General features: G+C 69.5%; 1 protein-coding gene. It reads right to left on the minus strand.

The window, feature by feature from the left end:
- The coding region (locus JKL45_RS29665) for a methyl-accepting chemotaxis protein (protein WP_201865363.1) at positions 1–824 on the minus strand (824 nt) is incomplete at both ends.

Below are 824 nucleotides of genomic sequence, written 5' to 3' on the forward strand. Positions count from 1 at the left end.
ATCTCGGCGGTCGCCGCCCCCTGCTCCTCCATGGCGGCCGCAATCGACGTGGAGATCTGGCTCATCTCGGTGATCGTGCGGGCGATCTCCTGAATGGCCGCCACCGTCTGCTGCGTCGCCTGCTGCACCGAGCCGATCTGGGCCGAGATCTCTTCCGTCGCCTTGGCCGTCTGCGAGGCCAGCTCCTTCACTTCTGTTGCCACCACGGCAAAGCCCTTGCCGGCTTCTCCGGCGCGCGCCGCCTCGATGGTGGCATTGAGCGCCAGCAGGTTGGTCTGGCCGGCAATGGTGTTGATCAGCTGCACCACGTCGCCGATGCGGCTGGCGGTCGAGGCCAGATCCTGCACGGCCGCATCGGTGCGGCGCGCGCCCTGCACGGCCCGGTCGGCGATCTGCGAGGACTGCGCCACCTGGGAGGCGATCTCGCGGATCGAGATCGACAGCTCCTCGGTGGCGGCCGCCACGGTCTGCACGTTGGCCGAGGTCTGCTGGGCGGCCGACGAGACGGTGACGGACTGCTGGGTGGTCTGGCTGGCGACCGCCGTCATGGTCTGCGCCGTGGCCTCCATCTCGGTGGCGGCTGAGGACAGCCCTTGGGTCAGGGCCGACACGTTGCTCTCGAAGCGGCGGGTGATCTGGTCGAGCATCTCGGCGCGGCGCATCTTGGCCTGGTTCTCGGCGTCCTGGGCGGCGGCGAGCTGGCGGGCCTCAACAGCATTGTCCTTGAACACCTGCAGCGAGCGGGCAAGCAGCCCCACCTCGTCGCGGCGCTCCGTGCCCGTGACACTCACGTCCAGATCGCCCGCAGCCAACCGGCCCATCGC

The sequence above is a fragment of the Microvirga soli genome, assembly GCF_016734765.1.
Lineage (GTDB): Bacteria > Pseudomonadota > Alphaproteobacteria > Rhizobiales > Beijerinckiaceae > Microvirga > Microvirga soli.